Below are 26,590 nucleotides of genomic sequence, written 5' to 3' on the forward strand. Positions count from 1 at the left end.
CTGCAGAGCGCGCGCGACCGCGCGGCCAAGCTCGGCGCGGCGACCATCGAGACGCTCGCCAAGGTGGGTGACCCGGTGGAGTCGCTGCGCAAGGTCGTCGCCGATCATTCGGCGGACCTGCTGGTCGTCGGCAACCGCGGGCTCAACACGCTGACCGGCCGGATCCTCGGCTCGGTGCCGTCGGAGGTCGCCCGCAAGTCCGGCGTCGACGTGCTGATCGTGCACACCACCTAGGCCGTGTCCGAGCCCGGCGAGAGCTCCGCCGACGACCTGCAGCAGCGCCTCGAACGCGTCCTGCTCGGCGGCAAGCGCAAGTACACCCGGCTGGAAGTGGCCGCGAAGGCGGGCGTGCCCGACGAGCGGTCCCGCCGGTTGTGGCGGGCGCTGGGTTTCGCCACCGTCGACGACGACGAGGTCGTGTTCACCGACGCGGACGTCGACGCGATGCGCACGGCCGATCAGCTGGTCCGATCCGGCATGATCGACAAGAGCATCGAGGTCTCGGTGACCCGCGCGCTCGGCCAGCACCTCTCGCGGCTGGCCGAGTGGCAGGTCCACCTGCTGTGGACCTTGATCACCGAGAACCAGGAGCTCGGCCGCGACGAGCGTCAGATCGCGCGTCTGGTCGACGGCCTCCTGCCCGAGCTGGAGCAGGTGCAGAACTACGTCTGGCGACGCCATCTCGCGGCGTACGCGGGCCGCGCACTGGCCTCGCCGGAAGAGGATCTGGAGTCGAAGACCGAGGTCGTCGGCTTCGTCGACATGGTCGGCTACACCCGGCTGACCAGGCGAATCGAGGAGAGCGAACTCAGCGAGGTCCTCGACCGGTTCGAGATGCTGGCCACCGACGTGATCGGCCAGCACCACGGCCGGGTGGTCAAGATGATCGGCGACGAGGTCCTGTTCGTCGCCGATTCCGCGGTCGACGGCGCCGAGATCGCACTGGCCCTGTCCGAGCGGTCGGCCGCCGACGCCGACCTCCCGGAGGTCCGCGCCGGCATGGCGTCCGGCCGCATCCTCAGCCGTTTCGGCGACGTGTACGGCTCGGTGGTCAACGTGGCGAGCAGGCTGACCTCAGTGGCGAGGCCCGGCACGATCCTGGTGGACAAGGAACTGGCGGCCGAACTCGCAAAGGAACCGGCCTACGAGATCCGCGCCCGCCGCCCGGTCTCGGTCCGCGGCTACCACCGCCTGCGACCGTCCGCCCTGCGCCGTTCCCCCGAGCAGCCCACCGGCATGTTCGCCAGCTCCCAGCACCTCGCCGCCGAAATGCTGGGCCTGAAAGAACCGGACGACCCCTCGGAACCCGAGGTCACGCCGTCGCCGAAACCTCGCCGCCGTCGCCGCTGACCGGCGTCGTCCCCAGTTTGGCCTCGATCCGCTCGACCGCCGCGAGCAGCGCGGAGACCTTGGTGTCGAGCTGGTCGATCCGCGCCACCTGCGTCCGCACCTCGGCGTAGAAATCCCGCACCCGCACCGGGCGCGCCTCAGGAGTCCCGGGGTTGTCGACGAACAGGTGCGCCCCGAACGGGTCCTGCTGCCCGCCGACGCCGTCCACCGGCCCGTAGTGCGCTCGGCGCACATCGGCAGCGAAGCCGACGGCCGACGCCAGCGCCTCGTAGGCCATGACGATCGAGCCGTCCCACAAGGGCATCCTGCTGGTCAGTTCCATCGTATCCTCAAATCGTCCGGTTGATGCGCCTTCAGGATCCCGCATGAGCAACTCACGCGAGACCGTTTCCACCGGACTGGCGTCCCCGATCGCAATTCCACGTCGTGCACGTGCGCCTCAGCGCCTACTGATCGCTGAGGGACCACGAGTCTCACCGGCGGTCGAGCCCGGTCGTGAGTTGTGCGAGCATCGCACTGGCAACCTCGCCTTCGAGCGCGATCTCCCAAAGCTGAGCGGTGATCCGCTCGTACAGATCGATGTCGTCCGGATCGCTGATGATGAGCTCGGTGTGGTTGACCTCGACAGTCGCGATGTCGTCGATCAGGGTGTAACCGTGCAGGGTGATCGTGGGCAGGGGTGTGTCGAGGGGAACGATCCCGAGCCGCACGTTCGCCAGACCCGAAAGGTTGTTCAGGCGATCGATCTGCGCGCGCAGCACGGGTGCCGGGCAGATCGGATACCGCAGCGCGGACTCGCCGACCAGGACCGCTACCGATTTCCCCTCGTCGTACAACACCTCCTGCCGTTGAATCCGAGCCCGTACGGCCGCTTCCGTGTCAGACCGCGTTCCGTGCATTGCGGCTGCCAGCTCAAAGACCTCGTGGGCATAGGCCGGCGTCTGCACCAGGCCTGGCACCAGGAACAGTTCGACCGTGACGATCCGGGTGGCGTCACGTTCGCTGATCGCCTCAGTCCGTTGTCGCTCCGCGTGCCCGTTCCGCAGCTGGTGCTTCCACCGATCCCGTTCGAGCCGGATTTCGCGCACCTCGGCGCGAAGCGCGAGTGCGACATCGGCAGCTGCGCCGATCGAGTGCGCCCAGGCGGTCACATCCGAATCGGAGGGGAGTGTCCGCCCGTTTTCCACCCTGCTCACCTTCGAGGGGACCCAGCCGAGGCGTTCCGCGAACTCCTTACCGGTGCGGAATCCTGCTTCTTCCCGCAGGCCACGCAAGGTGTCGCCGAAAGCCAGTTGCCGAGTCTGAATCACTACGGTTTCACGAACTCCTCATGCGGTGTCGCGGCGGACCAGGACAAAGCTCGCCAGGCCTGGTGCCGCACGACCGCGTCGGGATCGTCATCGACCTCGACACCGGTCAGCACCTTGTCGTCGGTGAACAGCAAAACGGCGACACGTTCCTCATCGAACAGGTAGTAGTCATAGTCCGGGAGACCGAGTCCACGAGCTTCGCTCTCTTGGAGCCACCGCACGTCTTCACCGGCGGCGACGTTGGGCCCGATCGCCTGGAGCATCCAGTGAAGATATTCGGTCAGTGGCTCGGTCAGCATCCGGACGCGCTGAAACGGGATGCCCGCTTGTTTGAGCGCACGCACGTGCACAAGCCAGGCACGATCTTCAGCGGTCTCGGCGACCGGTACACCGGCTCGCCAACGCCGCACTTCCGGCAGGTCGACGGCGTACTCGCCCTGACATTCCCAACGCCACGAGGAACGGCGTACCGAGCCGAGCAACGCCACGAATTCGTCGTCGGCGTTCAGGATGCGGCGGCTCACACGCCACCCTCGGTCGCGAAACCGAGTAACGCGACAGGGACCTCGACGACCGTCTCGTGGTCAGGCAACCCCCTGGCACGCAACGCACTCAGTGCTTCCGGATCGGTCACCCGAGTCCCCTGGATGACGTAGGTACCGCGATCGGTCTGGTAGAGCTCCGGGCAGCTGCCGTTCTTCGAAGTGGAGCCAAGATGTGTAAGTTTCATGGCCAATCCTCTCGTAGAATCCATAGAATGCCCGTCGAAGCGGCGGCTGGCTATCGCCCATCCGGCGCCATCACCACCACCTGCGACTACCTTGGGTTACATTTTCTCGATGTTTGCGACCCTAGGCGCTTGATATCATGGATTCTATTGCGTCGCGACCAACGTTCGATCGATCCTTGGGAAATGACGAACGACGAACTGGCCGACCGGTGAAGGCCCGGATTCACGTTGATCTGGACGCCGTGCACCCGGTGGTGAACCGCGAGTGGCATCGAGCCCGGCTCTTGGCAATGCCTTCGCCAGGCGAACAGATCAAGATGCTGTGCGGACTCGTGGCGGAGGCGGCCTTCGAAGACGCCACCGACCGCACGACTGGCGGTGTCACGACATGCTGCTGGCCGTGTGACTCACTCTTTCGGCAGCAACACGGGATCGCAGCCTTCTCCGGACGTTCCTGGCCGTGACTGAACACGGAAGGAGCTGCGGGCGAGAACCACCACGACGACGACGCCCTGACGGCGACAAGCACAGCTTCGAGCGGGACGGACAGACCGGCGACGACATCGACCCGAAGCCGCGCCCCTTACTCTGGCACGGGGTGCCAGCTCGATCTCCCCGGTACGAAGGAGGATCCTTCGGCAGAGACGCGGTGTCGGCAGGGATGCCTTCCAGTCGCTAAGGCGTAGGGGAACGCTCACCCGGCGTCGCGTGGCCGGACGATTCCCTGTCCGGCGCGTGGGCGAGCGCCGTGTCTGAAGGCGCCGGTCGCTACCTGGTGTGTCAGGCCAGTCCGCGCCGCTGATGGGACGAAGCCGAGTCGCTCACACCTGGCGGGAGCGACACGGATCCCCCCGTTGTCCGCGTGGACATGAACGATCATGGGGAAACGGCCACAGTGTCACGCTCGACAGCTGAGCCGCCCTACGCCGGGAGTACGGCGTACTGGCGGACGTAGAGGTCGGTGTAGGTGACCGGGCCGCGGGGGCCGGGGACGTTGTCGAGGTTGATGCCGGTCTCGGGGACGGCCAAGAGCTTGAAGCCGTCGAGGAGGCGGGTGGGGGCGTTCCAGAAGACTCCGGTGCCGGTATAGCCGTCGAAGAACGCTTCGGCGGCCGTTTCGCTCTCGGTCGCGATGCCGGCGGCGAGGCCTGAGGTCTTGTCGTTGGCGATTTCCACCGCTTCGGCGAGAGCCGCGACGCGGGCGACCGTGACCGTCGCTTCGTGGTCGGAGTCCAGGGCCCATTCGTAGCCGATCGCGTGCTCGTGCGGGGCCAGGGACGGGGTCACGCCGCGCTCGGCGAGGGCGGCGGAGATCGAGGGCCACATCGCGTCATGCACGTTGTCGTGGATGAGGAGCAGGTTGAGACGGTTGCAGACGCCGAGCCTGTCGAGGCTCGCCGAGACCAGGTCGCACACCTTCGCCTCGTCCGCCGCTTCGTCGATGTAGAGCACGCCGCCGCCGTCCGCGTGGGCGAGGGTGCCGACGCCGTGGATCGCGGCCTCGGTGGCCAGGGCACGGGTGCTCTCGCCGCTGCCGCGGAGAATCACCAGCGGTACCAGGCTGGGCAGGCGGACCAGCGCCGCCGCCGCCTCACGCTCGACTCGCGGGACGAGCTGGATGACGTCGGCGTTGATGGCCTCCTCGGTGAGAGCAGGCGCGATCACGGTCTCGACCAGGCGCTGCGCGGATCCCAGCGCGGCCGAGCCGGTGCGCAGGACGCCGCCGTTGCGGGACTTCACCAGCTGGGACGCGACGTCCACGGTCACGTTCGGGCGCGCCTCGTAGTTGGCACCGATCACGCCCACCGGGCGGCGGCGCTCGATGAGGCGCAGGCCGCCGTCCAAAGTGGACACTTCGATGGTGCGCTCCTGGTGCGGGGCGCCCGCGAGCAGCCGAAGCTGCTCCGCCATGCCGTCGAGCCGCTCGGGGGTGATGGTGAGCCTGTCGAGCAGGCCCGCGCTCATGCCGTCGGCGCGGGACTTGACCACGTCCGCCTCGTTCGCCGCGAGGATCTCCTCACGGTGGGTGAGCAGCCGCTGCGCCATGCTGTCCAGCGCGGCGTCGATGGCCTGCTCACTCGCCGCGGCCAGTGACGGCGCGGCCCGCTTCGCCGAGCGTGCGCACTCTTCGACGGCCTTGGCGACCTCGTCCATCATTCGACTCCCTACCCGCGAAACCGGCGGGCCCCAGTGTGCCGCACCGGCCGGCGGCTACTTGACCGCGGGCTCGATGAGCCACAGGCCGCCCGCGAGGAGGCAGCCGGCCGCGAGCACGCCCAGCACCAGCACCCACAGCGAAGCGGGCACGCCGGTCAGCCTGCCCAGCTGGTCGGCGTCGGAGTCGCGGGCCTGGCCGCGGCGGCGCTTGATCTGCAGCTCGATCACCGGGCGGACGCCACCGAACAACAGGAACCAGGTCAGCAGGTAGACGCACGCCGCCTGCACCCCCGTCGGCGCCACCAGCGCGACGAGGCCGAGCAGCACCGCGCTGGCCACCACCGCGAACACGCCGTAGGTGTTGCGCACCATGACGAGCACGCCGAGCAGCAGCAACGCCGTCAGCGCGAGCACCAGCGTGACCAGGTTCCCGCCCAGCAAGGTCGCGAACAGCAGCCCCAGCAGCCCGGGAGCCGCGTACCCGGCGAGCGCGGTGAACGCCATGCCGGGACCTTCCGGCTTGCCGCGCGAAACGGTGACGCCGGAGGTGTCCGAGTGCAGCTTGATGCCCTGCAGGCGGCGGCCGACCAGCACCGCGGCCAGCCCGTGCCCGGCTTCGTGCACGATCGTCACCAGGTTGCGCGCGACCCGCCACGACCGGCTGACAAGGACGACGAGCAGGGCGACGCCACCGGCGATGAGCGTGACGGAACCGGCCGGGTCGGACTGGGTGATCATGGCGGAAACCGTACTGAGGTCGGACGAGGTCACCCGACCAGCTCACCACAACGGGGATCTAGGCCGCGTCAGGCCGTCTTCCCACCGCCGATCTCACCCGTGCGGTTCTCCCGGTCGGCCCGCAGCAGCAGGGCGGCCCAGCTGCGGTACGGCTGCCAGTTCTCGGCGATCTCCGCCAGCTCGGCGGGCTTCGCGGCCGGGACGCCGTAGACCCGGGTCATCTCCTGGTGCAGACGCCCCTCCGCCTGAGGGAACACGTCCGGATGCCCGGCGCCGCGCACGAGGATCAGCTGGGCGTAGAAAGGCCCGACACCGGGAAGCCGCTGCAATTGGGCCAGCGCGTCCTCGACCGGCATCGCGCGCAGGGATTCGGCGTCCAGCAGACCTTCCTTGGCCGCCCTCGCCAGCGCGCGCAGCCGTTCGATCTTCAGCAGCGGCAGGCCCGGCTGGACCTCGATCCCGGCCAGGACGTCCGGGCCGGGGAACGAGGCCAGCATCCGTCCGCCGACATCGACCGGCCACCCGTACTCCTCTGCCAACCGCTGTTTGACCTTCGCCGCCTGCACGATCCGCAAGCGGTGGCCGATGACACCCCAGCACGCGGCTTCGTACGGTGAGTGGAACAACACCGGCCGCAAGCCCGGATAGCTCAGCTGCAGGTTGCCGATCACCTTGTCCGCGGCGCCGATCCGGCTGAAACCAGTGCCGTCGACGTCGAGGGAGAGGATCCGGCGGACCTGAGCCACCGCGGCCTCGGCGAGCGACTCCGGCGCGTACACCTCGACCTCCACCGAACCGGGCGATCTCTGGCGGATCAGCGCCCCGACGTGAGCCCAGCCCCGCTCGGCCGGGAAAGCCAGCAGCAGTGTGCCTGCTTCCTCGCCCGCGTCCGGGCGGGCGGCCGGGGTGAAGCCCTCCAGGAACCGGATGGACGCGGCGAGGTCGAACGGGCCGTGCACGGGGATCTGATGCGTGGTCACCCGTGGGTGGTGCAGCGTCGGGGTGGTCATGGCCGTGCTCCTCACGTCCGGGAAATCCAACGCCCTTGACGGTAGGGAGGGGGTCCGACAGTTTCGGCGCACCGAGTCCCTGAAGGCCACCTTCACGGCGTTTTACGCTGTGAAGGTGGCCTTCAGGGACCTTGCCAGCGGCCGACTCGAGTTGCATACTGCCGGTATCTGAAATCTCGAAGGACCCGAGGGAGCTGTCAGTGCCGACGAGCCATCCCACCACCCGAGAGCGGCTGCTCGAGCTGCTTTCGCCGGGCACCGAACCAGGCCCGACCAGCGAGTTCGTCGATCTGCTCGGCGAATCCGCGCAGGCAGGGCCGTCGACAGGGCTCGCACAGCGGCTGATGCGGACGTCGCTGGTGCCGGTGATCTACGAGCACTACTGGCGGCCCGCGCTGGGCCGGGTCGTCAAGGGGCTCGCCGGGCCGAGCATGGCGGGCGAGGTCCGCCTCGCCGCGGAACTGCTGCACCCCACGCTCGGGAACGTCGTACTGGACGTCGCCTGCGGGACCGGCCGGTTCACCCGCGCGTTCGGGGAACTGGTGGGACCCAGCGGGCTCGCGGTCGGGCTCGACGGCTCGCGCACGATGCTCGACAAGGCCGTCTCGGCCGGGGGCGCCGAAGCGGTCACCTACCTGCGGGCGGACGCCGTTGACCTGCCGTTCGCGAAGTCCACAGTGGACGCTGTGTGCTGCTTCGCCGCGCTGCACATGTTCGCCGACCCCGACGCCGCGCTCGACTCGTTCACCAGCGTGCTCAAGCCCGGCGGGCGCGTCGCGATCCTGACCAGCGCGCGGCACGGCTGGCAACCCGCACGGCTGGTCGACACCGCGATCGGGATCGGCAGCGGGCAGCGGATGTTCGACCGGGGCGAGATCGCCGCGAAACTGCTCGCGCGAGGCTTCACCCGGGTCACCGAGCGGTACGCCGGGGTCACGCAGATCGTGGCAGGCAGCCTGCCCGGATAGCATCGCGGCATGACCTCCGAGCACGCCGCCCCGGTCCCGCCGCATGACGGCTACCTCCGCGCCCTGGTCGATTCGACGGCTGAGGCAGTGGCCGCGGCCGAACCGCTCGGGTCGCCCCACGACGGCGCGGCCTCTGACGTCCGTGAGGCCGTCACGGCGGAAGTCCGCACCCGCGCGGAGGAACTGGTGGCGCTGAGCCAGGACCTGCACGCCCATCCCGAAGAGGGCTTCGCCGAACACCGCTCGGTGCGCGCGCTCGGTGACTTGCTCGAACGCCACGGGCACGAGGTGACGATCGGCATCGGTGGCCTCGATACGGCCCTGGTCGCAAGGACGCCCGGCACGGACGGACCGCACATCGCCGTGCTCGCCGAGTACGACGCGCTGCCCGGCCTCGGGCACGCCTGCGGGCACAACATCATCTGCACCACCGCCGCGGGCGGTTTCCTGGGCGCGGCCGTCGTGGCGGAGCGGCTCGGCGGGCGTGTGTCGTTGATCGGCACCCCCGCCGAAGAAGGTGGTGGCGGCAAGGAGACGCTGGCTCGCGCCGGGGTCTTCTCCGACGTCGACGCGGTGGTGATGCTGCACCCGTTCAGCCACGACATCGTGATGCACCCGTTCCTCGGCAGGCGTCAGCTGGAGATGGTGTTCCACGGCGTCGGCGCGCACGCCTCCGCGCAGCCGTTCATGGGCCGCAACGCGCTCGACGCGGCGGTCAGCGCGTACCAGGGCGTTTCCGCGCTGCGCCAGCAGTTGCCGTCGAGCGACCGGGTACACGGCGTGTTCACCGACGGCGGCGCTCGCCCGAACGTGATCCCCGAACGGGCGGCGCTGCTGTTCTATCTGCGCTCCGCGAACCCGGACACCCTCGCCGACCTCGCCGAACGGATGACCCGTATCGCCCACGGTGCCGCGGAGATGTCCGGCTGTGGCGTCGAACTGCGCTGGGACGCGCAGCCCGCTTATCTGCCGATCCGGTTCAACACCACGCTCGCCGGACGCTGGTCGGTCAACCAGGAGCCGACCGGGCGCACACCACTGCCGCCCGGGATCGTGCCCGAGTTCCTCACCGGTTCGACCGACCTCGGCAACCTCTCTTACCGGATGCCAGCGATCCACCCGATGATCGCGGTGTCCGCCGCGACGGTCGCCCTGCACACCAAGGAGTTCGCGGCCGCGGCCGGTTCGCCCGACGGGGACAAGGCCGTGGTCGATGGAGCGCTCGGGCTCGCGCTGACCGCAGCCGACTACCTCGGCGACGCCGCGCTCCGGAACGCGGTGCACGAGGAGTTCGAGGCGTCAGGCGGAGCGCTGGACGTTCCCTCGTTCTTCGACTGAGGAGAACCTGAGTTTTCTCAGCTGATTCTTCTCAGCAAAGCCGGGGGTCATTCCACAGGGTTTTCACAACCGCGAGCGCGAACCTGGGTTCATGACCGAGAACGAGAGTCGGCCCGGCCCCGCCTCCACTGGTGGGCACCAGCCGCCCCAGCACCCCCAGTACCCGCCGTTCGCCCAGTACGGCTACCAGCAGCAGGCCGCGCCGAATCCGCTCTTCACACAGCCCCAGCCCCAGCCCGCCCCGGCGAAGAAGAAGGGCGGACGGCTGGCGATGCTCGTCGGCGCCACCGCGCTCGGCGCGGCGCTGATCGGCGGCGTCGGCGGGGCCGCGATCATCGGCGTCAGCGGTAGCCCGGCCGCGACCGGCTCCACCTCCCAGGTCGTCACCGGCCAGCAGGTGTCCAACACCTCCCCCACCGACGTCAGCGCGGTGGCCGCCAAGGTGCTGCCGAGCGTGGTCCAGGTGAACGTCACCCTGCAGCAGGGCGAGGCCATCGGGTCCGGCGTGGTACTGACGGCCGACGGGCGCATCCTGACCAACGCCCACGTCGTCGACGGCGCGGTCGGGGACGTCACGATCACCTTGTCCGACGGCACGAAGTACCAGGCCAGCGTGGTCGGCGCGGATACCAAGGCGGACATCGCCGTCCTGCAGGCCAAGAACGCCAGCGGCCTCACCGCGGCGACGCTGGGCGACTCCGGCAAGCTCTCCGTCGGCCAGGGCGTCGTGGCGATCGGCTCGCCGGGCGGCCTGCAGAACACCGTGACCACCGGCATCGTGAGCGCGCTGAACCGCAAGCTGTCCGACGTCGGCCAGCAGTCGCAGCAGCAGCGTTCGCCGTACGACCGCACCGCGAACCAGCAGAGCACGAACGCGCCGAGCTACACCGCGATCCAGACCGACGCCTCGATCAACCAGGGCAACTCGGGCGGGGCGCTGGTCGACGACTCCGGCAACGTCATCGGGATCAACTCGGCGCTGTACAACCCGAGCGCGTCGGCCAGCGGGTCCGCCGGCAGCGTCGGCATCGGCTTCGCGATCCCCATCAACGACGCCAAGACGATCGTGCGGCAGATCGTCGGGTGATCGCCGGGATGGACCGCGGTCGGGGCGGCCCATCCCTTGCCTCGGGAGATGCCCGCCAGGTCGCCGGTGCCCGAGCCCGCCAGGATGCTCAGGCTCAGCCCCTGGTCCCCCGCGGTGTGGTGCAGGACGAACGAACCCTTGCGGCCGTCGACGGACACCGCGAAGCGCTCGAAGGCTACGTACGCGCGCGAAGCCTCCGTCACGGCCGTCAGCATCTCGACGGTGCTCGTGCCCTCCACAGCTCCGGTGAACGTCTTGGCGATGGCCACCCGCGCGAACTGAGTGCCTTCGGCCTCGTCGGAGGACTGCGGGTCCCACTTGTCGAGGACGAACGAAGCCGTGGCGGTGCTGGTCATGATCGGTGTCCTGTCTGTCGAACGGGTGACTTCAGCACAGCTTGACCCCGATACCTGTCAGATCCTGTCAGGTATTCGCTAGCGCTTCCGGTTTCCGAACAGCCCCCGCGTGACCTCGCGGCCCAGCGCGCCCGCCGCGGACCGCAGGAACGACTTCACCGCCGGGTTCTTCATGGTCTGCTCGATGAAACCGGGCTCTTCCTTCTGCGGCTTCGCCGCCGGAGGGGCTTGGGGAGCGGGCGGCTGCTGCCCCTCCTGGACGGGCGGACCCGCCACCTTCGCGGCGAGCTTCTCGTAGGCCGACTCGCGGTCGATCGTCTCGGAGTACTTCGCGTGCAGGTCCGAAGCGTTCGTGGCCGCCGAGATCGCCTCTTCGCCGATCGAGCCCATCAACGACCGCGGCGCCCGCAGCTTCGTCCACGCCACCGGCGTCGGCGCGCCGCGCTCCGAGAGCACCGTCACGATGGCCTCGCCGATGCCCAGCGACGTCAGCGCCTCTTCGAGGTTGTAGACCTTGGTGTTCGGATACGTCTTCACCGTGCGGGACAACGCCTTCTGGTCGTCCGGGGTGAACGCGCGCAGGGCGTGCTGCACCCGCGCGCCGAGCTGGGAAAGCACGTTGTTCGGGATGTCGGTGGGCAGCTGCGTGCAGAAGAAGATGCCCACGCCCTTCGAGCGGATCAGCTTCACGGTCTGCTCGATGCGCTCCAGGAACGCCTTCGACGCGTCACTGAACAGCAGGTGCGCTTCGTCGAAGAAGAACACCAGCTTGGGCTTGTCGAGGTCGCCCGCCTCGGGCAACTCCTCGAACAGTTCGGCCAGCAGCCACATCAGGAAGGTCGAGAACAACGCCGGCTTCGCCTGCAGGTTGTCCAGCTCCAGCAAGGTGACCAGGCCCTTGCCGCCGGTCTCGCGCATCAGGTCGTGGACGTCGAGCTCCGGCTCACCGAAGAAGTCCTCGCCACCCTGGGCCTCCAAATTGGACAGTGCGCGCAGGATGACCCCCGCTGTCGCCCCGGAAACCCCGCCGATGCCCTTCAGGTCCTCCTTGCCCTCGTCGCTGGTCAGGTGCGTGATGACCGAGCGGAGGTCCTTCGTGTCCAGCAGCGCCAGCCCCCGCTGGTCGGCCCAGTGGAAGATCAGCCCCAGCGTCGACTCCTGGGTCTCGTTGAGCCCCAGCACCTTCGACAGCAGCACCGGCCCGAAACTGGTGATCGTCGCGCGGATCGGCGAGCCCTTCCCGCCGGTACCCAGCGAGAGGAACTGCACCGGGAACGCGGCGGGCTGCCAGTCGTCGCCGAGCTCCTGCGCGCGCTTGGACAGCTTGTCGCTGCTCGCGCCCTGCGCGGCCAGCCCGGACAGGTCGCCCTTCACGTCGGCGAGCACGACAGGCACCCCTGCCGCGGAAAGCTGCTCCGTGATCAGCTGCAACGTCTTGGTCTTGCCAGTACCGGTCGCGCCCGCGACCAGGCCGTGCCGGTTCAACGTCGCCAGCGGCAACCGGACGGCGGCACCCGCCTCGACCTGGCCATCGATCATCACGGCGCCGAGCTCGATCGCCGCACCCTCACTGACATACCCCTGCGCGATCTCCTGCGCGGGCCCCGACGACGTCTGCTGCTCGGCCACTGGCTGCTCCCGATCCGTCCCTGGCGTGTGTCCGACGACACACCTGCGGTGTCCCGAGCCAGAGCGTAACGCGCCGAACACGCAGGTGGCGCGGCTCGTATCCCCGTGTCGGGTTAGGGTTCCCCGGTGACCGACCGCCTAGTCTGGATCGACTGTGAGATGACGGGGCTCGACCTCGGCAGCGACAAGTTGATCGAAATCGCCGCGCTGGTGACCGACGCCGAGCTCAACGTGCTCGGCGAAGGCGTCGACATCGTCATCCACGCGGATGACGATGCACTCGCGGCCATGCCCGACATCGTCCGCGACATGCACGCGCATTCCGGGCTCACCGAGGAGGTCCGGCAGTCCGCGGTCACCCTCGAGGAAGCCGAGCAGCGTGTCCTCGCCTACATCCGCGAGCACGTCCCGGAGCCCAACAGCGCGCCGCTGGCGGGCAACTCCATCGGCACCGACCGCGGCTTCATCTCGCGCGACATGACCGAGCTCGACACCCACCTGCACTACCGCATGGTCGACGTGTCCTCGATCAAGGAGCTCGTCCGCCGCTGGTACCCGCGGATCTACTACGCCAAGCCCGAGAAGGGCCTCGCGCACCGGGCGCTCGCCGACATCAAGGAATCCATCAGCGAGCTCGACTACTACCGGCGCGTCGCCTTCGTCCCGCAGCCCGGCCCCACCAGCGAGCAGGCCAAGGCCGTCGCCGCTGAAGTGCAGGAACAGCACCACGGGTAACCCCCTGCGAGTCCGCCGAAAGGGCACGATACGATATTCGAGCCGTGGTGATCGGAGACGAAAACCGCGGTAATGGTGGGCGTAGCTCAGCTGGTAGAGCACCTGGTTGTGGTCCCGGAGGTCGCGGGTTCGAGCCCCGTCGTCCACCCCATCACCCCAGTCTGTCGGGGCCGGAAGGCCCACAATCGGCAGGCTGGGGTTTTTGTTTCAGTTCTTGTCGCCGCCGCTCTTCCACTCGTCCCAGGACAGCTGCCAGACACTCCAGCCGTCGGTGCTCTCCAGCGCCGGGCCACCGCTGTTGGCGACGGTGACGAGGTCACCCGTCTTGGACGTGTCCATCAGCCACTTCGCGTTTTCGGTGGAGAGGTTGATGCAGCCGTGGCTGACGTTGCGCTTGCCCTGCGAGCCCACCGACCACGGCGCGGAGTGGTAGAAAATGCCGCTGTAGGACATCCGGACCGCGTACTGCACGAACGTCCGATAGCCGCCCTTAGTGTCGGCAGGGACGCCGTACGTGCCGGAGTCCATCGTGTAGCCGACGTGCTCGCTCATCACGGTGTAAGTGCCGCCCGGGGTGGCGTGGCCGGGTTTGCCCATGGAGATCGGCATGGACTTGACCTCCTGGTCGTTGACCAGGACCTTCAGCTGGTGGGTGCCGCCGTCCGCGAGCGCGACCACCTTGTCCCCGACGATGACGCTCACCGGCTTGTCCTCACGGCCGTAGGTGCCGTTGCCCAGGTTCTTGCCGTAGATCGCGGCGTTGACGGCGATCTTGGTGCCGCTCTTCCAGTACCCCCGCGGCCGCCAGGTGACCGACTTGTCGCCGAACCAGTGGAAGGCGCCCTCGGCCTTGGGTTCGGTGACGACCTTCAGCGCCTTCTCGGCCGCAGCCTTGTCCGCGACGTTGCCGGAGAAGGTGAAAATGAGGGGCATGCCGACCCCGACGGTCTCGCCTTCGGCAAGGTTGACCGACACGGAAACCTGCCGAGCGGGCTTCACGGTGGTGAAACTGGAGGTCGAGGTGACGGGCTTGCCATCGGACCCGGTGGCGGCCGCGGTGACCGTGTAGCTCTTGCCGTACCCGAGCGGTTCGCTGGACTCCCAGCCCGAGCCGTCGGCCTTGGCCTTGCCCGCGACCTGCTTGCCATCCGCACCCGCGAGCTTGACCTCCCCGATCTTGCCGTCGGCGACGGTCACGGTCACCGGTTCACCGGGCGCGACGTCCCCGGCACCCTGCGCGGGAGCCAGGCTGAGCGCAGCAGCCTTGACCACGGGAACACTGCTGCTCGGCGGGGCGCTGCCACTCGGCCCAGGACCACCCGAAGGTGTGGACGTACAACCGGCCAACGTGAGCCCGGCCACGATCACCAGCACCGGAACCGCAGCCCCACCCCAGACCTTCATGACAAACCGCCCGTTCCGTAGCAAAATGACCCGATCGTGCAGCTACAGTGTGCCTGACCGGCCACGACACCCCCGCGCAGACAGCCAGCCGGGCGTGGCGCGGCCAAGCCGACCCCCTGAACAACGCGCCGTCGGCCCTGTGTTAATGTTTTCCACGTCGCCGAGGGTAACCACGGCGGTCTTGCCAAGCGCCATTAGCTCAATTGGCAGAGCAGCTGGCTCTTAACCAGCGGGTTCGGGGTTCGAGTCCCTGATGGCGCACTCCCAAGGTCCAGGTCACTTAAAACGGTGACCTGGGCTTTTGTGTTTTTCGGAGTCATTTCTTCCACTTCCCGACCGTCCTTTATGGTCTCCTGCGAGCCCGAGGAGAGCCCGAGAGTGCGCGTCGAGTGCAACGGCTGCCGCGGGATGATCCCGGCGATGGCCTCAGCCGCCGCGAGAGCGACCTCCGTCAGCACGTTGGTGTAGAGGTCCATGGTCACGGTGATCGACGAGTGCCGGAGCATGTGCTGCACCACCTTGATGTCCACCCCCGCCGCCAACGCCATCGTCGCTGCCCCGTGCCGCAGCCCGTGCAACGTCACCGGCGGCAACCCAGCCAGCCGGACCAGCTCACTGAACGTGTCCCCGACGTCAGCAGGATGCAGTGGACTGCCGTCAGGCTGAGTGAACAGCAGATCGGTGTCGACCCAATCGCTGCCGAGCCGCTCCCTATCCGCGTCCTGACACGCCACGTGGCGGGCCAGGACCAGAACCGTGTCCGTATCCAACGCCACAAGACCTTCCGACGACGGAGTCTTCGGACTCGACTGACCGGTCTCCCACCCGTACTGCACGATCTGATTCGCCACCTCGATCGACGACGCTTCCAGATAAGTGTCCGACCGACGCTGCCCGCACGCCTCACCACGACGCAACCCGGTATGCGCGATCAGATGGAACAACGGATACAGCCGGTGATTCACCGCGAAGTCCAAAAACTCCCCAGTCAACTCCGGGGTCCACACCATCACCGGAAACGGGACCACCCCAGTCTTGCGCCATAACTCCACCCGCTCCGGAGTCCACAACTTCGGCCGAGGCCGATTCGCCGGAGGCAACGGCACCAGAGACGCGACGTTCACCAGCAGCAACCCCTCCTTCACCGCAGGCCTCAAAACCGCACGCAACGACTCGACGATCTTGCGCAACGACGACGGCCCCACCGGACGTTGCCACTTCACCGCCGCGACCTTCACCGGATCGCCACTCTCCCGATACTCAGCGATCCGCTCGTTGTGCTCCCCGATCCCCTCGACCATCGCGTCCAAGTGCCCGACCCGAAGTTTGTCCCGCCGCAGATGCCCCAGATGCGGACGCAAATACAGCCGGACATGCGACTCATACGAGCGGAACATGTTCCGGCTGACCGTGCGCTTCTTCACCACCAGGAACTCATCGAAAACCTGGTCCATCAACGGATGCTCCAACGCCGCAGCACCGGCCCGGACGAGCCATGATGACTGAAGGTCTCCTAAGCCTGCAGGGAGTCAGCCTTCGCGCCGTATCGATGTCAGCGAGGTTCCCGCAGGTTCAGAGCCCGCTCGATCGGCTCCAGCTTGGGGTTACCCGTCCCGAACGTCTCGATCGCCTGACCCCGCAGCTCGGTCAGCATGCGGACAGCGGTCGCACCGTCGTGTTCGGCCATGGCCCGCCGGATGGTCTCCGCGATGTCGGCCTCGGTGAGGAAGTCACGCCGCCGACGAGCACGGAACGGCCGCACGAACGTCGCGCGGCTCCGGGCAGGCGCCTCAGGCGGGCGGACGGCGTCCGGGGTGCGGTAAGGAATCGTCACGTCAGGCAAGGACACCGGGCTGGGCTCGGGTGAGCCAGCCGCCGGCAGATGGGGCCGTAGCACCGCACGCACGTCCTCGATCCCGGGCCGATCCTCGATGTTCTTGGCCAGCAGGGCCAGGGACAGCTCCGCCAGATCCGGGTCCACGCCACCGACGAACTGTGACAGCGGTGCCGGCAGGTCTTCCAGATGCTGTTTTTCCAACGTTTTACCACCGTCTGCGATGAACGGGGGCCGTCCCGCCAGCAGGTGGTAGAACACGCATCCCAGGCTGTACAGGTCCGATTCCACGACCGGCTCGCCGCCCAGGAATTGTTCCGGCGCCGCATAGTCGTCGGTGCCGACAAAATTCCTGGTATACCTCGTTGCGTCTGCGTTCGACGGTATCGCGATCCCGAAGTCGATCACGTAGACGACTCCGTTTTCGCCGACCAAGAGGTTGTCGGGCTTCAGATCACGGTGGATGATTCCTCCCGCGTGACAAGCGGCCAGCGCTTCCGCCACCGACGTGCCGATCGCAGCGAACTCGATGGGCCGGGGCGCGGTGTTCTGGCGGTACCGGGTCAGCTTGAGACCGCGGATGTAGGTCATCGCCAGATACGGGACAGAACCGTACTCGCCCTGACCAACCACCGTCGGGATGTTCGGGTGATCAAGATCGCTCAGGTAGCGGCCCTCCCGTGCGAAGCGCCCCATGACGCGCCGTCGGGCTTCAAAGTCCAAGTCGGCGGTCACCGGCAATTGCGGAACCTTGACGATCACCTGTTTACGGGATTCCAGATCGAGCGCAAGGTACGCTACGCCCATTCCGCCGTCGTCCGCCCAACGGTCCACCTGAAAACGCTGGCCGAGCACCGCTCCCTGCATCAGTCCGGGCCTGGATCGGTCCCCCGCGTTCGTCATGAACCGAAGGTTAGCTCACCGGACACCGTGCCCCCGCAGCAACTTCCCGTCTTCCCGCGTTTAAGATTCTCTCGCTACCGAGCGATACGGAACGGGAGATGAACGGGAAAACGTGACAAATCCTGGACAGATTGTGCGCGTGAGTGCCAGCGACCTCGGCTCGCAGGGCTGCCCGCAGGCGTTGGCACACAAAGCTCGGCACAGCACGGTGTTCCCGTCTTCAGCCTTGACCGATTTCACCCTGGGTACGCTCATGGACGCGGTGAACCTTGCCGAATTCGACGGCCGAAACGACGCGGCAGTAATCGACGAACTCGCCCGGACCCAGGGGACGTTCGGGGCAGGCAAGCCGCCGGCGCATTCAGGACTGGTTGCCTGGTCGATCGAGGCGTTCCGGAACTACCGCGCCGCCTGGCGGGCCCACCAAGAAGCCATGCCCACTCCATGCTCCGTCCCCGTGCGATCCCGGTGGAAGATCTCACACCGCCGGGACGCTGCGGACCACCGCGGAGTGCGCCAGTACGAGCAGACGTGCTGGGGACGCCGGTACCGGTCCGAGGACGACCACATCCGGGAAATGTGGCTGCTCGGCTTAACGACACCGTCGGGCCGGCCCGAGGAGGTCACCACCGCCGCCGCCAACGTAGCCGCGTTCGGCGGGAACGGCCCTCCGGATCAAGTGCGTGTCGTCCTGTTCGGCGCCACCTCGTCGGTCGCCGTGCCGGTTCTCGACCGGACGACCGAGCAGATTCGCGCGCGAGCACGGGAAAAGGTCGCACCGCGGCTCCTCGAGATCGTGGACGGCACTACGCGACAGGCAGGCCGCGACTGCGCAGTGTGCCCCGACACGCCTGGATGCGCCGCACTTCCCGCGGCCGACCTCCTACCGGAGGTCACAACCGTGCCTGGGCCACGGCGGACACTTTCGGTCACTGATCTGCGATACCACCAAGGCTGCCCGGCGCGTTATCACTTGAGGCGGCAACTGCACCTCCGCGACACCGGACTCATCGAGAGCCGGCCGATCCTCATCGGCCGCGCGGTCGACGCCACACTGCGGGATCGGCACACAGGTCGCCCCCGCCGGTGTCGGCCAGACGATCCTGCAGGCGAGGACGTCGCTGCACTCCTCAAGGAAGATCAGAGGTCCGCGAGGGAGATATTGGCTCGACACGCGACGCTGTGCCCGTTCCCGGACGTCGAAGAAGTGCGGGATGACCAGCACCAGTTCATCGTCGCTCACCACACGAGGCTTGACGTGGTTTTCGGCGGCACCCCCGACCTCCTGTACCGAAGGGCCGACACGTGGGTGTGGAGAGAGACAAAGACCTCGCGGCGCAGGCTACGGCGCGATCGGCCCTTACTGCGACAGGTGCCCCAGCTGGCGCTGGCGGTCCTGATCCTGTCTGCCGGAGCACCGGGGCGTTCCCCGGGCCGTTCCCGAGTCGAGCTGGAACACCTGCGGCCTGACGGATGCGCCCTTGAAGAGTTGGACCCCGTCAACCCGGCTGTCGTGGCGGAAGCCCGGAAGGTCATCGGCGAGCTGGCGGGACCGTTACTGGGCGACACAGCGTGCGCACCGGGAGTAGCGCATCTCACCGCGAGCGGGCGATCCGCACCGTGACCGTCGATAGCGAGGACGAGGAGCTGCTCGGCGCGGTCGCGAGTGCCCTGGTGACCCTCGATGAGCTGGACGACCTCACTGCCTTCCGAATGCCGTATCCAGCGGCCGTACAGACCACGCTGGACCGGTTGGCTCTGCATTGCCTGCGCCGGCGCGCGCGGCCGCCATCTTCCGTGATGGGGATGGTCCGCTGGGGCTACGAGCGCCCCCTCGGCACATGGCCTCTGGTGCTCCTCGCGGACATCTACCCTGCGGATGACCTGCTGCTCGACGGACGCTCAGGCGCGCCAACCGCGCTCTGCCACGAAATAGCCCTTTGCGCGGAGACCACCAATCCGTTCCTTGAGGTGTCGCGCCAGGTAACGGGGATGGCGGCATTCGCCGCCGAACGCGATCTGGCATTGGCGTACCGTGCGATGCGGAACGTGCTGGCGACTTATCCGATTCTCACCAACGAACGGTTCAACGAGGTGCGATTCGCCGGGATCGGCGCACTCGACGAGTATTTGGGTCAATTCTTCGTCAAGATCGAGCCCGGTTTCGATGCAGGCGGCGAGATTCGCGCCTGTGACGGCTGCGGTGGCCCGCTGCTGCCAGCCGACGGGGGAAACTGGTGGTGCGAGCGGGAGGAGTGCGCGGCCGAGGGACTCGTGGCTCCCGGTGAGCGGTGGGACCACGATACTCAGGTTTTCTTGCAGGGGGATCGCCGCCACCGGCAGTTCGTCTCCGGTCCCGGCCGGGCGGTCCAGCGTCTCGGCGCCAAGTTGACGCTGTCCGGGGCACGGGTCGGCTACTGGCCGATGTCCGGCCCTGGCGACCTGCGGGTGACCCTGCCCGGTAGGCAGGCCCGGACGGTGAATGTTGTTGACTGGCACAGCCCGGCGCTGCTTGGCCGAGCGATCGCCGCGTCGGTGACCGGCTATGGCATCGACGCCCTGTGCTGGGTGGTCGCCTCATACCGGACCGACGCCGACCCCAGCTACCTGCGGATCGCGAGCGAGCACGCGATGTCGCCCTGGATCTTCACCGAGGATGGGTTCACCGACATGATCAGGTGCGAGGTGAAGGACCATGCGTAGCAAGAAGTGGTATGCCGAACTCACCGATGAGCTCAAGCAAACCGGGTTGGACCTGCCGCTGGACTTGCTCTGTCCAGTCGAACTGGGCCTGACCCTGTTGTGGAAGCTCGACAAAACACAGCCGCCGGCGTCGGTCTGGCCGCTGCTGGGCGGGTACCCGTTCGCGCAGGCAGCAGACCTGGCGGACGATCCGGCTCAGGGCTGGATGATCACCTGCGTCCGGCACCGGCTCTGGCCACTGCGTCGGCCGGAAGCCTGGCTCGAGGCCCTTCGCGACTACCAGGAGTTGGACTCCGCTGTCCGCGCGTTCCGGATCGCGGAGGACCTGAGCTCGTTCGATTGGGCCGGGACAACCACCCTCGATACCCGGTTCGCGGTGTACGAGCAGGCCTTGAACACTTTACCGGGCTTCGTCGACGGGCGTCTGGCCCCGGCGGAGGCGGGCCGCTACTTCTACTTCGACCGCGACGAGCGAGTCGAGGTGGAGATTCCTGACGACATCGCAGACCAGGCACGTGAAGTTCCGGGGCATGACCTCATCAACCGCACGGTGACGAACGGGGAACCCCTCAACATCACGTGGGCAGAGCTCGCCGAGACTGCCGCGTGGATGGATGACTGCGCAGTCGAGGGCGAGCGCGCGAACTGGCAGACTAGTATCGAGTCGACGCGGCTTCTAATCCGGGACGCCCAAGAGCATGATTTCGCCGAAGGCTGCGAGTTGCGGCTCGATGGGCTCCTCCACGCCGTCGGGGTCGTCGGAGTCGGGAAGAGCACCCTCATGAAAGTGCTCGCAGTCTGGGCGGCGCGCCAGGACGAGCCGCTGCGGATCCTCCTGGTGGTCGGTGACGTCGCCGACCAACTCGCCACGGCGCAGGAACTGCGGAGCTTCCTCGGCGACCAGGCGGTGGTGCCGATCATCGGCTCGTCCAACCGCGAGCAGCATGTCCAAGGGCTGCACCGCAGACTCGCCGCGAACGGTCACGTTCGGATGGCAGGACATCACGAGGCTGAGGGATTCGCCGATCTCGGCACGGCCTGCCCGCTCGATGCCCTCCGGGCCGCGGAAACGCCAGTACGTGCGGTCGACGCCCCGTGCACACGGCTCTACGCCGCTGACGGCCGGACCACCGGCCGTCAGCGGCCACGCGCGTCGAGCTGTCCCTTATGGAACGAGTGCCCCCGGCACGGAAATGCTCGTGATCAGGTCAAGGCGCGCGTGTGGGTAGCAAATATGGCGTCGCTGGTGGCCAGCCCCGTTCCGGCACACCTCGGTGGCGTTCGACTGCGCCAGCTCGAGCTGGCCTGCCTTCGCAGTGACCTCATTGTCGTCGACGAGGCGGACAGGGTGATGATGAACCTGGATATGGTGTTCGCCCCCACTGCAACGCTCGTCTCCCGAGAGCCCCATTCGTGGCTGGACACCTTGTACACGCACAACATCCGCGAGCTATCGCGGGCGGGGCGCCTCCAACTGTCCGACCGCAATGTGCGGAACTGGGAAGTGGCCCTATCCGTCGTGTCCGGCGCCACGAACCAGCTCTACTCGATGCTGATCGCGGACGACGATCTGCGGAAATGGGTGGGGATCGAGTACTTCAACTCCTGGACTCTGCAGGGGAAACTCCTCGCAGAGCTGTACCGGTCTAAGAACGCTGAGCCCGAGGAGGACGAAGAAGCACTGGCGGACGAGCCCGGAGTCTCCCGTACTGAGGCCGACAAGGTGTTCGACCAGTTTCGGGACGACCCGTTGGGAGACAACGGCCCCTACGAGACCCTGGCCGACCGATTGGCCGCGACGACGCAAGACCTGCTTCACACCCTGAATCGCAAAGCTGTCGCGCACCGGCTGGCCGCAATGATCGGTGAGCTCAAGGTGCTCGGCACACCGGACGAGCCGGGCCACGTGGCCGAAAACGACTCCCTTGTGCGCAAGCTGGAGTTTGTCCTGCTGCTGTCGGCGCTGCACCACCGACTGGACCGGTTGACCCACCTCTGGCCGCTGGTCGAGGACGCGATGCGACTGGACTCCACCGACAACGAACTGATCCGCCGCCCGCCGATGGACTACCTCCCGCTCGTGCCCGAGTCACCGATGGGCAACGTCCTGGGCTTCCAGTACGTCGTCGACGAGCACGACGGCGAACGCGACGCGGTGACCGGGATTCTGCGATTCTTCCGGTGCACCGGTGTCGGACGGGAACTGCTGTTCTCCCTGCCCTCTCTCGGTGCCGACACCACCACCGGCCGCGGCGGGCCGCACGTGCTGTTGCTTTCAGGTACCAGCTGGGCCGGGACGTCGACACGCGCACACGTCGTCGCGCCGGTCGGTGCGGTCCTACGGCCGTCGCCCGAGGCCGAGGAGCGGGTGCGGGAAACCGTCTTCAAAATGCGGTTCTTCCACGACGACAACGGGAATCCCATCAGCCTGTCCGGGCGATCAACCCGGATCCGGCCGTCACTGCTGCGAACGCTCGTAGACAAGCTCGGTAAGCCCGGACCGAACGGGATTCCGCCGCTGGAGGAAGAGATCCGGGACGTCAAGGACCCGAACCGACAACGCGCGCTGCTTCTGGTCGGGAACTACCGGGACGCCCGCGACGTCGCGGACCAGCTGAACGCGATGCCCGACTGGAACGGCCACGTCAAGGCGCTCGTCCCGGACAACGCCGACCTGGGAGGTGAAGCAGACGACCTTGATCGCTCCGGGGTCATCCGGCGCGGCAACGTGGGTCTCTTCGCCACCGATGCCATGGCTCGGGTGCTTGTTGCGCCGATGCTAGCAATCGAGCGCGGCTACAACATCCTGAACCGGGACAACGACGCAGCGCTAGGCGTGGCACTGTTGCTCACCCGACCTCACCCGGTACCGACCGACATCGGGCTCTCCGTGCTCGCCATCAACGACTGGGAGAGCCGATACACCCGAGGCCTGCCCGTGGCGGGAGACGAGCATCCGGTGTCCTTCGCCGCCCTCGTAGCCGCTCACGATTCGCTTGACGCCGCTGGGCGGGCGTTCCGTTCCATCGCCCGCAGCAAATGGGGTGGTCTCTTGATCCGCCGGTACGCATACTCGGTACTGACCCCGGACGAACAGCGCTCGTTCGCCTGGGACCAGCTGGTCGTGCTCTGGCAGGTGATCGGCAGGCTCGTCCGAGGTGGGGTCGCCGCCCGGGTTGTCTTCGTCGACGCGAAGTTCGCGCTTGCGACCGCAGAAGCACAATCGCCAAACGCCCAGCATCGCCCTCGGAAACGGCGACGCGACCACGCCCAGTCCAGCCTGCTCCACGGCATTCGGGACGCCTTGCGCCCGTACTTCGACCCGCAGCCGGGCGACGACCCGGTAGCCCCATCGGAAATGCAGCTCGCCGAGCTGCTGTACGAACCCGTTTATCGAGCGTTGTGCAAAATGCTCGACCAGGCCGAGCTCCCTGCCCTGGACGGCCCTGGCCCCAGCCCACGGAGGACATGACCTTGGCTCAGCGATACACATCAATCCGGCGAGCGGCTTACGAACCCGCCACGGACAGAGACGCCCTCACCGTCGGCTTCCACACTTTGGAATTTCCCGAGTTCGTCGCAGCGCAGGTACTCGATCTCGCCAATCTCGGCCGCACAGGCCGAGCTCGGCTGCAAACACCGCCGACACGACAACTGGATGCCCTGCTTCAGGCTCTGGATCTACGTCTCGGTGTGCTGCCACGCCCGGTCGCGGCGAGCGCAGGTGCGCGAACCTGGCTGTACTGCCCGGAAGACGCGGGCGAGCCGCTGCCCGTCCCGATCCTGCTGCGGTTGCTGGAGTTCTGGATCGAAGAGATCGGCTCGGAACATCCGGAAGAGGCGAGCCGGGTGGGCGAAGCGCTGCACGCCAAGACACCCGTGTGGCAGAAGAAGGAGATTTCGCTGACGCGATGCCACACCAGCGACGGCGGAACCGCCCAGCCCACCAGCCTTCAGTACCTGCTGATGACACAGTACTTCGCCCGCCAAATTCAGAAGCTGCTGCCGTATGACTCCGGCGAACAAGTGCTGCACTTCCGTTCCGTCGCGCGAGGAGCACGTCAACAAGGTGCGGAGCTGATGTCCCAGCCGCTCTTCCACGACGACGAGCAAGGGCGGTGGTGGTTCTCGGTCACTGTCACCGTCACCCTCCACACAGTGCCGTTCCATCCTCTGCCGCGGGTGCACCTGCACTTCGGCGTGCGCCGGTGGGCCACTCATCCCGACCCGAAGACCGGGTTGGTGCGCCTGGGATACCGCCGGAGCAGCACCGTCTACCTGCGCCCGGTTGCTTCGTGGCTGCCCGGCATCCCCGTCAGTGACCGCTACAGCGTGGCGCACGTGGCCAAGCACGGCGACGAACATGCATGGCGGCAAGGTGATCCCGCGAAGCTGATGCAGCGGCTCGCCCTCAATGCCAGGCCGTTCCCGGACCCGGCTGAGCTCATGAGCGACCCCGAACGATGGTTTGCCGGTGAGCGAGGCGTCGACGCACTGATCGCATACAGCTCGCCCATGGGTCAGCACGGTGTGGGCTCAGGCTTCATGTCTCACGAGCGCTCCCGTTTGGTCGAGTGGGCCGAGCAGGCGCTGCTGCCGGACTTGACGCGAGTCCCTGATCTCACCCGGTCGCAGCTGCCCGCGAATAAGCCCTCCAACGCGCGCCAAGGCGGCTCAGAGGAGCGCACGGCTGCGGCCAAGGAAGAGCTCCGGCGCACTCGGCGTGCGTCGGTGGCCGCCTTGTACACGGAATGGTCCGGCGCTCCCGAGTTCACCGCGCGGCTGCTGTGGCGCACCGAGCGGACCCGTGACGAAGCGATCCTCGCTCTCGCCGAGGTGTTCGGTTTGGAGGGCGACGGCGGGGCCAACGAAGTAGCCGTGCAGGCCCACGACCGCAGCGGCCGTGGAGAGCCCGTCCTGCTGCAGTGGCGGACACCAGAATTGGTGGTGACCTTGAGCTGCCTACGACTGGACAACGGACTCACGGACAGCCTGGACGTACCGTGGGAGCCGGCCCGAGACCGGGCGGACCGCGCGTCCCGGGCGCTGGGCAAGCGCCGGGTGGACATGGGTGAATTCCTCGCCAAGAACGGTGCGGACGCGGCGGTCCCCTCGGTCGCTCTCGTGGAGATCCACGGCCGCACCGTGTTCCGCGGTCGTAACGACCCCAAGTTCGCACTGCGGCTCGGCGCGACCGACAGCGGGGTCGTCACCCAGTTCGTCACCACACCCAGCTCGCGGCGTGCGGAAAAGGAACTGCCCGCCGCGGCCGAGTCGTCCTGGGTGGACGCGCTGCGGCAACTGGGCGCGACGGTGATGCCACGCACCGACGTCCCAGCTGGCTTGCCCAACGGGGTCCAGTACCTCGCCGTCTGGACGGCGACGAAGGCCCGCGGCGCCTCCGCACGGTCGGCCAAGGGCAAGTTCCCGGTCGCGGTGCTGGTGCGCCCCGGCACTGGCGATTCCAGCGAGATCCTGGGCTGGGACGCCGAGGCCGTCGAAGGCATGGGAGCGTGGATCGTGTACCCGCGTTACCTGACCCGGCTGCCCACGCTCGCAGCGGTCTCCGTGCACGACCTGGCCGATACAGGCGAACGCGAAGAATCGTGGTTCGACCGGCCGCGGAACCGTGAGGAACAACAGTCCGCCACGGAGGAGTTCCTGCATCGCGTGCTCTCCTCGGCCGAAGTGCGAGGCACGCCGACCGTTCTTCTCGTCGATGCGCAGAACATCAGGAACCTCTGGACGTGGGTGCAGGACGGTGAGGTGCACAGGGATATCATCCGCACCGGCGTCGCTCCCGCTGGCCGTCTGAACCCTTGGCTGCGGCTCGTCCGGGTCCGCACCGGGGACAGGCGGGAAACCCCGCAGTGGTGGGGCCTTGCGGACGGTGACGGGGCGAACGGCCTCCCGGCCAATCTGTGGAAGAGCACCACACCGGAGGACGGTCGGATCTTCTACAGCACCACACCGAAAGCGTCCACTGCGCAGAGTTCCGCGGTAGCGGCGCACAAGCTGCAAAGCAGGCAGATCCGCCGGGGTGGGCGGAAGGGTGAGCCAACGATCGACGTAGACCGGCCGGCGTGGAACCCCGGTCTCGTCGAAATCGCGGTGCTCGGGTGTCACCCCGACGACGGTGACGATCCGCACGCCCTGGCGATGGCCGTCCACCAGCTGAGGCAGGCCCCGGACTACCGCGACGCGCTCGGCAGGCCGCTGCCGCTGCACCTCGCCCGAAAGGCACAGGAGTACATCCTGCCGATGCGGGAGGCGGAAGAGGACGATGAAGCCGACGTGCCGGAGGCCCTCAACACCGAGGTTTCCAGGAGCTGATCACT

General features: G+C 67.6%; 21 protein-coding genes, 2 tRNA genes and 2 pseudogenes. 13 read left to right on the forward strand and 12 right to left on the reverse strand.

Annotated elements, in window-relative coordinates; all coding sequences use genetic code 11:
- On the forward strand, window positions 1–234 hold a 234-nt coding region (locus QMK34_RS34820), incomplete at its 5' end, for a universal stress protein (RefSeq protein ID WP_326418954.1).
- A gap of 3 nt (window positions 235–237) precedes the next feature.
- Entirely contained in the window at window positions 238–1,350 is a 1,113-nt protein-coding gene (locus QMK34_RS34825; protein WP_326418955.1) for an adenylate/guanylate cyclase domain-containing protein, read from the forward strand.
- Here QMK34_RS34825 and QMK34_RS34830 read toward each other — a convergent pair.
- The 4 genes from QMK34_RS34830 to QMK34_RS34845 all read right to left on the reverse strand — a co-directional run bounded on the left by QMK34_RS34830 (window position 1,313) and on the right by QMK34_RS34845 (window position 3,390).
- Window positions 1,313–1,672, reverse strand: a complete 360-nt coding sequence (locus QMK34_RS34830; protein WP_326418956.1) for a hypothetical protein — start codon at window positions 1,670–1,672, stop codon at window positions 1,313–1,315. The two genes, QMK34_RS34825 and QMK34_RS34830, sit on opposite strands and share 38 nt — an antisense overlap.
- Before the next feature lie 151 nt (window positions 1,673–1,823).
- Window positions 1,824–2,660 (reverse strand): helix-turn-helix domain-containing protein, encoded by an 837-nt coding sequence (locus QMK34_RS34835; protein WP_326418957.1) that lies wholly within the window; start codon window positions 2,658–2,660, stop codon window positions 1,824–1,826.
- Window positions 2,660–3,148, reverse strand: a complete 489-nt coding sequence (locus QMK34_RS34840; protein WP_326418958.1) for a DUF6879 family protein — start codon at window positions 3,146–3,148, stop codon at window positions 2,660–2,662. The genes QMK34_RS34835 and QMK34_RS34840 overlap by 1 nt, the downstream gene beginning before the upstream one ends.
- Window positions 3,149–3,180: 32 nt before the next feature.
- Window positions 3,181–3,390, reverse strand: a complete 210-nt coding sequence (locus QMK34_RS34845) for a hypothetical protein (RefSeq protein ID WP_326418959.1) — start codon at window positions 3,388–3,390, stop codon at window positions 3,181–3,183.
- Window positions 3,391–3,417: 27 nt separating this feature from the next.
- On the opposite strand from QMK34_RS34845, the gene QMK34_RS34850 reads away from it, so the two are divergent.
- Entirely contained in the window at window positions 3,418–3,603 is a 186-nt protein-coding gene (locus QMK34_RS34850) for a hypothetical protein (protein ID WP_326418961.1), read from the forward strand.
- A 708-nt stretch (window positions 3,604–4,311) separates the two neighbouring features.
- Here the strand turns inward: QMK34_RS34850 and QMK34_RS34855 are convergent.
- The 3 genes from QMK34_RS34855 to QMK34_RS34865 form a co-directional block, all read right to left on the reverse strand.
- Window positions 4,312–5,544, reverse strand: a complete 1,233-nt coding sequence (locus QMK34_RS34855; RefSeq protein WP_326418962.1) for an aldehyde dehydrogenase family protein — start codon at window positions 5,542–5,544, stop codon at window positions 4,312–4,314.
- Window positions 5,545–5,601: 57 nt separating this feature from the next.
- Complete coding sequence (locus tag QMK34_RS34860; protein WP_326418963.1) at window positions 5,602–6,285, reverse strand: M50 family metallopeptidase; 684 nt, start codon at window positions 6,283–6,285, stop codon at window positions 5,602–5,604.
- A 68-nt stretch (window positions 6,286–6,353) separates the two neighbouring features.
- Window positions 6,354–7,295 (reverse strand): DNA-3-methyladenine glycosylase family protein, encoded by a 942-nt coding sequence (locus QMK34_RS34865; RefSeq protein ID WP_326418964.1) that lies wholly within the window; start codon window positions 7,293–7,295, stop codon window positions 6,354–6,356.
- A gap of 200 nt (window positions 7,296–7,495) precedes the next feature.
- Between QMK34_RS34865 and QMK34_RS34870 the strand changes: the two genes are divergently transcribed.
- The 3 genes from QMK34_RS34870 (at window position 7,496) to QMK34_RS34880 (ending at window position 10,688) form a co-directional block, all read left to right on the forward strand.
- Window positions 7,496–8,263: a class I SAM-dependent methyltransferase gene (locus QMK34_RS34870; protein WP_326418965.1), complete on the forward strand. Its 768-nt coding sequence runs from the start codon at window positions 7,496–7,498 to the stop codon at window positions 8,261–8,263.
- Window positions 8,264–8,272: 9 nt separating this feature from the next.
- Entirely contained in the window at window positions 8,273–9,601 is a 1,329-nt protein-coding gene (locus tag QMK34_RS34875) for a M20 family metallopeptidase (RefSeq protein ID WP_326418966.1), read from the forward strand.
- A 91-nt stretch (window positions 9,602–9,692) separates the two neighbouring features.
- On the forward strand, window positions 9,693–10,688 hold the full coding sequence (locus tag QMK34_RS34880) for a S1C family serine protease (RefSeq protein ID WP_326418967.1): 996 nt from the start codon (window positions 9,693–9,695) through the stop codon (window positions 10,686–10,688).
- A gap of 44 nt (window positions 10,689–10,732) precedes the next feature.
- Here QMK34_RS34880 and QMK34_RS34885 read toward each other — a convergent pair.
- Window positions 10,733–11,044: pseudogene (locus tag QMK34_RS34885) on the reverse strand (DUF3224 domain-containing protein); the annotation flags it as partial.
- A gap of 78 nt (window positions 11,045–11,122) precedes the next feature.
- Window positions 11,123–12,673 (reverse strand): helicase HerA-like domain-containing protein, encoded by a 1,551-nt coding sequence (locus tag QMK34_RS34890; RefSeq protein ID WP_326418969.1) that lies wholly within the window; start codon window positions 12,671–12,673, stop codon window positions 11,123–11,125.
- A gap of 126 nt (window positions 12,674–12,799) precedes the next feature.
- Here QMK34_RS34890 and orn point away from each other — a divergent pair, with 126 nt between their 5' ends.
- Window positions 12,800–13,408, forward strand: coding sequence for an oligoribonuclease (gene orn, locus QMK34_RS34895; RefSeq protein ID WP_326418971.1), 609 nt, complete (start codon window positions 12,800–12,802; stop codon window positions 13,406–13,408).
- 75 nt (window positions 13,409–13,483) lie between these two features.
- A tRNA-His gene (locus QMK34_RS34900) sits at window positions 13,484–13,559 on the forward strand.
- Between the two features lie 56 nt (window positions 13,560–13,615).
- Here the strand turns inward: QMK34_RS34900 and QMK34_RS34905 are convergent.
- The gene (locus tag QMK34_RS34905; protein ID WP_326418972.1) at window positions 13,616–14,812 is read right to left on the reverse strand and encodes a L,D-transpeptidase; all 1,197 of its coding nucleotides are present in this window, start codon (window positions 14,810–14,812) and stop codon (window positions 13,616–13,618) included.
- Between the two features lie 188 nt (window positions 14,813–15,000).
- On the opposite strand from QMK34_RS34905, the gene QMK34_RS34910 reads away from it, so the two are divergent.
- Window positions 15,001–15,073: transfer RNA gene (locus tag QMK34_RS34910), tRNA-Lys, on the forward strand.
- 203 nt (window positions 15,074–15,276) lie between these two features.
- On the opposite strand, the pseudogene QMK34_RS48035 reads toward QMK34_RS34910, so the two are convergent.
- Together QMK34_RS48035 and QMK34_RS34915 are read right to left on the reverse strand one after the other, a co-directional pair.
- Window positions 15,277–16,266 (reverse strand): annotated as a pseudogene (locus QMK34_RS48035) (tyrosine-type recombinase/integrase); the annotation flags it as partial.
- 98 nt (window positions 16,267–16,364) lie between these two features.
- Complete coding sequence (locus QMK34_RS34915; RefSeq protein WP_326418973.1) at window positions 16,365–17,549, reverse strand: serine/threonine protein kinase; 1,185 nt, start codon at window positions 17,547–17,549, stop codon at window positions 16,365–16,367.
- 226 nt (window positions 17,550–17,775) lie between these two features.
- Between QMK34_RS34915 and QMK34_RS34920 the strand changes: the two genes are divergently transcribed.
- From QMK34_RS34920 to QMK34_RS34935, 4 genes are read left to right on the forward strand one after another with little or no spacing between them, the layout of a single operon-like run.
- Window positions 17,776–19,173, forward strand: coding sequence for a PD-(D/E)XK nuclease family protein (locus QMK34_RS34920; RefSeq protein WP_326418974.1), 1,398 nt, complete (start codon window positions 17,776–17,778; stop codon window positions 19,171–19,173).
- Window positions 19,170–20,252, forward strand: coding sequence for a restriction endonuclease-related protein (locus tag QMK34_RS34925; RefSeq protein WP_326418975.1), 1,083 nt, complete (start codon window positions 19,170–19,172; stop codon window positions 20,250–20,252). Before QMK34_RS34920 ends, QMK34_RS34925 begins: the two co-directional genes overlap by 4 nt.
- Window positions 20,245–23,724 carry a hypothetical protein gene (locus tag QMK34_RS34930; protein ID WP_326418976.1) on the forward strand — a complete coding sequence of 1,160 codons (3,480 nt, stop codon included), beginning with the start codon at window positions 20,245–20,247 and terminating at the stop codon, window positions 23,722–23,724. The genes QMK34_RS34925 and QMK34_RS34930 overlap by 8 nt, the downstream gene beginning before the upstream one ends.
- Window positions 23,721–26,585, forward strand: coding sequence for a pPIWI_RE module domain-containing protein (locus QMK34_RS34935; protein ID WP_326418977.1), 2,865 nt, complete (start codon window positions 23,721–23,723; stop codon window positions 26,583–26,585). Before QMK34_RS34930 ends, QMK34_RS34935 begins: the two co-directional genes overlap by 4 nt.
- Window positions 26,586–26,590 lie beyond the last annotated feature (5 nt).

The sequence above is a fragment of the Amycolatopsis sp. H20-H5 genome (assembly GCF_035828755.1).
Lineage (GTDB): Bacteria > Actinomycetota > Actinomycetes > Mycobacteriales > Pseudonocardiaceae > Amycolatopsis.